The sequence below is a fragment of the Parapedobacter lycopersici genome (assembly GCF_024643285.1).
Lineage (GTDB): Bacteria > Bacteroidota > Bacteroidia > Sphingobacteriales > Sphingobacteriaceae > Parapedobacter > Parapedobacter lycopersici.
This window is the reverse complement of the sequence record NZ_JAMSLW010000011.1, coordinates 1-5,558: the sequence shown is the minus strand read 5'-3', so window position 1 is coordinate 5,558 and position 5,558 is coordinate 1. Positions and strand designations below refer to the sequence as shown.

2 tRNA genes and 3 rRNA genes are annotated in these 5,558 nt (G+C 52.7%); all 5 read right to left on the bottom strand.

From position 1 onward, the window contains the following. Positions 1-99: 99 nt before the first annotated feature. The 5 genes from rrf to NEV57_RS15625 all read right to left on the bottom strand — a co-directional run bounded on the left by rrf (position 100) and on the right by NEV57_RS15625 (position 5,086). Positions 100-211, bottom strand: a 5S ribosomal RNA gene (rrf, locus tag NEV57_RS15645). A gap of 65 nt (positions 212-276) precedes the next feature. Continuing rightward, positions 277-3,155: ribosomal RNA gene (locus tag NEV57_RS15640) — 23S ribosomal RNA — on the bottom strand. A 139-nt stretch (positions 3,156-3,294) separates the two neighbouring features. Next, positions 3,295-3,368, bottom strand: a tRNA-Ala gene (locus NEV57_RS15635). A gap of 7 nt (positions 3,369-3,375) precedes the next feature. Next, a tRNA-Ile gene (locus tag NEV57_RS15630) sits at positions 3,376-3,449 on the bottom strand. A 107-nt stretch (positions 3,450-3,556) separates the two neighbouring features. Then, a 16S ribosomal RNA gene (locus NEV57_RS15625) occupies positions 3,557-5,086 on the bottom strand. Together the 16S, 23S and 5S rRNA genes with 2 tRNA genes alongside form the textbook arrangement of a ribosomal RNA operon. Positions 5,087-5,558: the final 472 nt, after the last annotated feature.

Below are 5,558 nucleotides of genomic sequence, written 5' to 3'. Positions count from 1 at the left end.
GGTATGCACAATGCCGGGGTCCATCACCGGATTCCGGGACTGACGTTGGACTATAACAAAAAAAGGCCCCGCTGCTTTACGCAACGGGGCCCGTATAAAATCCGGCACCGACCTACTCTCACGCCTGTTACGGCAATACCATCGGCTCTGGCGGGCTTAACTGCTCTGTTCGGGATGGGAAGAGGTGGACACCGCCGATATAGGCACCTGAATACCTTTATGACATGGAACCGGAAGAAAACAGTAAAAAACAGTAAGAAGGCAACAGCTACGCTGCTGAAAAAAGCGTCGGGCTATTAGTACCGCTCAGCTTTGGTGTTGCCACCTTTACACCTGCGGCCTATCAACCCCGTCATCTACGGGGACCCTGTATGGAAGTCTAATCTCGTGGCCGGTTTCGCACTTAGATGCTTTCAGCGCTTATCCTAACCCGACGTAGCTACCCTGCCGTACGCCTGGCGGCATAACAGGTTCACCAGCGGTCAGTCCAACCCGGTCCTCTCGTACTAAGGTCAGCCCCACTCAAACTTCCAACGCCCGCAACAGATAGGGACCGAACTGTCTCGCGACGTTCTGAACCCAGCTCGCGTGCCACTTTAATGGGCGAACAGCCCAACCCTTGGGACCTTCTCCAGCCCCAGGATGTGACGAGCCGACATCGAGGTGCCAAACCTCCCCGTCGATATGAGCTCTTGGGGGAGATCAGCCTGTTATCCCCAGAGTACCTTTTATCCTTTGAGCGATGGCCCTTCCATGCAGAACCACCGGATCACTATGTCCGTCTTTCGACCCTGTTCGGCTTGTAGGCCTCACAGTCAAGCAAGCTTATGCCATTGCACTCCCCGTACGGTTACCAAGCGTACTGAGCTTACCTTTGAAAGCCTCCGTTACCTTTTTGGAGGCGACCACCCCAGTCAAACTACCCACCAAACAATGTCCCCCGCTCAGCGGGGTTAGAAACCGGATACAGAAAGGGTGGTATTTCAAGGTTGGCTCCACGGCTCCTGGCGAAGCCGCTTCAATGCCTCCCACCTATCCTACACATCCTGTACCCAATTCCAATGTTAAGCTATAGTGAAGGTTCATGGGGTCTTTCCGTCCCGTTGCGGGTAACCGGCGTCTTCACCGATACCACAATTTCACCGAGCTCATGGCTGAGACAGCGCCCAGATCGTTACACCATTCGTGCAGGTCGGAACTTACCCGACAAGGAATTTCGCTACCTTAGGACCGTTATAGTTACGGCCGCCGTTTACCGGGGCTTCGGTTCAATGCTTCGGGGTTACCCCCTAACATCCCCCCTTAACCTTCCGGCACCGGGCAGGTGTCAGGCCTTATACTTCATCTTGCGATTTCGCAAAGCCATATGTTTTTGTTAAACAGTCGCCTGGGCCTTTTCACTGCGTCCCGACTTGCGTCGGGAGCCCCTTCTCCCGAAGTTACAGGGCCATTTTGCCGAGTTCCTTAGCCATGATTCACTCGAGCACCTTAGGATTCTCACCCCAACCACCTGTGTCGGTTTGCGGTACGGTTTTTACTGGTCTGAAGCTTAGCGGCTTTTCTCGGAAGCTGGATTACCCACACTATCAGCGCAGCCGAAGCCTTGCCGTACTATCAGGTTTCAGCACGTATCCCGGATTTGCCTAAGATACATATACCTACGCCCTTCAACGCACTATTCCGTCAGTGCGCGGTGGTGTCACTTCTCCGTCCCCGCGTCGCAACCAGTAAAAGTACGGGAATATTAACCCGTTGTCCATCGGCATCCCCGTTCGGGTTAGCCTTAGGGTCCGACTGACCCTGATCCGATTAGCGTTGATCAGGAAACCTTGGTCTTTCGGTGGGGGGGTTTCCCACCCCCCTTATCGTTACTTATGCCTACATTTGCTTTTCCATCATGTCCACAGGACATCGCCATCCTGCTTCGCCCACAATGGAATGCTCCCCTACCGATATTAAATATCCCACAGCTTCGGTATTACACTTTATGCCCGTTCATTATCCACGCCCGGCCGCTCGACTAGTGAGCTGTTACGCACTCTTTAAATGAATGGCTGCTTCCAAGCCAACATCCTAGCTGTCTAAGCAGCCGGACCTCGTTAGTTCAACTTAGTGTAAATTTGGGGACCTTAGCCGATGGTCTGGGTTCTTTCCCTCTCGGCACTGGACCTTAGCACCCAGTGCCTCACTGCAGGGCATGTCCCGCGGCATTCGGAGTTCGTCTGGATTTGGTAGGATGTGACTCCCCCGCACCCAATCGGTAGCTCTACCTCCGCGGAACTAAATCCCCACGCTGTTCCTAAAAACATTTCGGGGAGTACGAGCTATTTCCCAGTTTGATTGGCCTTTCACCCCTACCCTCAGCTCATCCGGAAGCTTTTCAACGCTTATCGGTTCGGCCCTCCAGTACCTGTTACGGCACCTTCAGCCTGGCCAAGGGTAGATCACAAGGTTTCGCGTCTACCTCTGCTGACTGCACGCCCTATTCAGACTCGCTTTCGCTTCGGATCCGCGTCTTAAACGCTTAACCTCGCCAGCAAAGAGTAACTCGTAGGCTCATTATGCAAAAGGCACGCCGTCACGGAACAGGTCCGCTCCGACCGCTTGTAAGCACACGGTTTCAGGTTCTATTTCACTCCCCTGTTCGGGGTTCTTTTCACCTTTCCCTCACGGTACTGGTTCACTATCGGTCTCTCGGGAGTATTTAGCCTTAGCGGATGGTGCCGCCAGATTCCCACAGGGCGTCTCCGACCCCGCGGTACTCAGGATACCATTAGGCTGCATTTGCTTACGTGTACGGGACTATCACCCCCTACGGTACCGGCTTCCCTTCCGGTTTCCACTTCACGCATACATGCCATATCATGGTCCTACAACCCCGGATATGCCGTAACATAACCGGTTTGGGCTAATCCGTGTTCGCTCGCCACTACTTACGGAATCACTGTTGTTTTCTCCTCCTACGCCTACTTAGATGTTTCAGTTCAGCGCGTTCGCGTATTATACATCCGACCTTCAGTCGGATAGGTTGCCCCATTCGGAAATCCGCGGATCAATTCGCATTTGCCAATCCCCGCGGCTTATCGCAGCTTGTCACGTCCTTCTTCGCCTCCGAGAGCCTAGGCATCCCCCGTGTGCCCTTTCTTACTTTCTTCCCTCCATGGCCCTTTTGCTACCATGAAGGTGCTTTCGGCCATCTTTACGATGGCCGCTGTTGCCTTCTCTGTTTATTCTTGTTTTCTTCCAGTATGTCAAAGAACTTTTTCCGTATCATCTTAAATACAAAACGGATAGTGGAGAATAACGGATTCGAACCGTTGACCCCCTGCGTGCAAGGCAGGTGCTCTAGCCAGCTGAGCTAATTCCCCAAACTCGTAGTCCCGAGCAGATTTGAACTGCTGACCCCTACATTATCAGTGTAGTGCTCTAACCAACTGAGCTACGGGACTAGCTAATCTTTCAATCTTGCTCGTACCGTGTAGGGAACGGTACTATTCTTCTTCTTTTTGTTATAGAAAATTCATGCGCGTGGCGAGCACAATCCAACGTGCTCTAGAAAGGAGGTATTCCAGCCGCACCTTCCGGTACGGCTACCTTGTTACGACTTAGCCCCAATCACCAGTTTTACCCTGACACGCCCCTTGCGGTAACATGCTTCAGGTACCCCCGGCTTTCATGGCTTGACGGGCGGTGTGTACAAGGCCCGGGAACGTATTCACCGCGTCATTGCTGATACGCGATTACTAGCGAATCCAACTTCACGGGGCCGAGTTGCAGGCCCCGATCCGAACTGTGAACGGCTTTGCGGGATTGGCGCCCTGTTGCCAGGTGGCTGCCCGCTGTACCGCCCATTGTAGCACGTGTGTAGCCCCGGACGTAAGGGCCATGATGACTTGACGTCGTCCCCGCCTTCCTCACTGTTTGCACAGGCAGTCTGTTTAGAGTCCCCACCATTACATGCTGGCAACTAAACATAGGGGTTGCGCTCGTTGCGGGACTTAACCCAACACCTCACGGCACGAGCTGACGACAGCCATGCAGCACCTAGTTTCGTGTCCCGAAGGACGTAACCATCTCTGGTCACTTCACTAACTTTCAAGCCCGGGTAAGGTTCCTCGCGTATCATCGAATTAAACCACATGCTCCTCCGCTTGTGCGGGCCCCCGTCAATTCCTTTGAGTTTCACCCTTGCGGGCGTACTCCCCAGGTGGATAACTTAACGCTTTCGCTTGGACGCTGACCGTATATCGCCAACATCGAGTTATCATCGTTTAGGGCGTGGACTACCAGGGTATCTAATCCTGTTCGATCCCCACGCTTTCGTGCATCAGCGTCAATCACGCCTTGGTAAGCTGCCTTCGCAATCGGTGTTCTGTGGCATATCTATGCATTTCACCGCTACTTGCCACATTCCGCCTACCTCATCCGCATTCAAGCACGCCAGTATCAACGGCACTGCGATGGTTGAGCCACCGTCTTTCACCACTGACTTAGCATGCCGCCTACGCACCCTTTAAACCCAATAAATCCGGATAACGCTCGGATCCTCCGTATTACCGCGGCTGCTGGCACGGAGTTAGCCGATCCTTATTCTTCAGGTACATTCAACCCTCTACTCGTAAAGGGGTTTATTCCCTGATAAAAGCAGTTTACAACCCATAGGGCAGTCCTCCTGCACGCGGCATGGCTGGTTCAGGCTTGCGCCCATTGACCAATATTCCTTACTGCTGCCTCCCGTAGGAGTCTGGTCCGTGTCTCAGTACCAGTGTGGGGGATTCTCCTCTCAGAGCCCCTAGACATCGTTGCCTTGGTAAGCCGTTACCCTACCAACTAGCTAATGTCACGCGAGCCCATCCATATCCTATAAATATTTAATCAACTGAACATGCGAACTGTTGATGTTATGCGGTGTTAATCCGACTTTCGCCGGGCTATCCCCCTGATATGGGTAGGTTGCTCACGCGTTACGCACCCGTGCGCCACTCTCATGCAGTAGTAGCAAGCTACTACCGCAATCCCGTTCGACTTGCATGTATTAGGCCTGCCGCTAGCGTTCATCCTGAGCCAGGATCAAACTCTCCATTGTAAAAATGAAGTGTTATAGATACCTGACCCCGTTTACTATTTTTGTAATCGGAATCATCTATTTTATTATTATCCAATCACACCGGATTGCTCCGGTCTGTCTCTCTCTTGGCTTTCGCCCGGAAATCCAGACTACTCGCCACGCTACATGATCTTCTATCTTAAAGAACTTTCCCGCCTCGGCTCGCGCTCCGGCTTACTATCGAATACCGCCTAAACGGTTAATCTCGGTCTCTTTTTCTAACCGGGGCATCGCGCGCCGGAAACCCCCAAACTCCCGCTCTCCTGAACCCCTCTTCCGTTTGGGACTGCAAAGGTACAAACCTTTTTCATTCTACCAAAAAAAATGTTTTTTTTTATTTTTCCAACCCCAGCGGACCGAAATAACGGCCCCAAAAACATCCCCGCATAAAACAAAAAAACCTTTCAATGTACTGCCGCCCTATTCCCTTCCTCCCAAGCGGGCTGCAAAG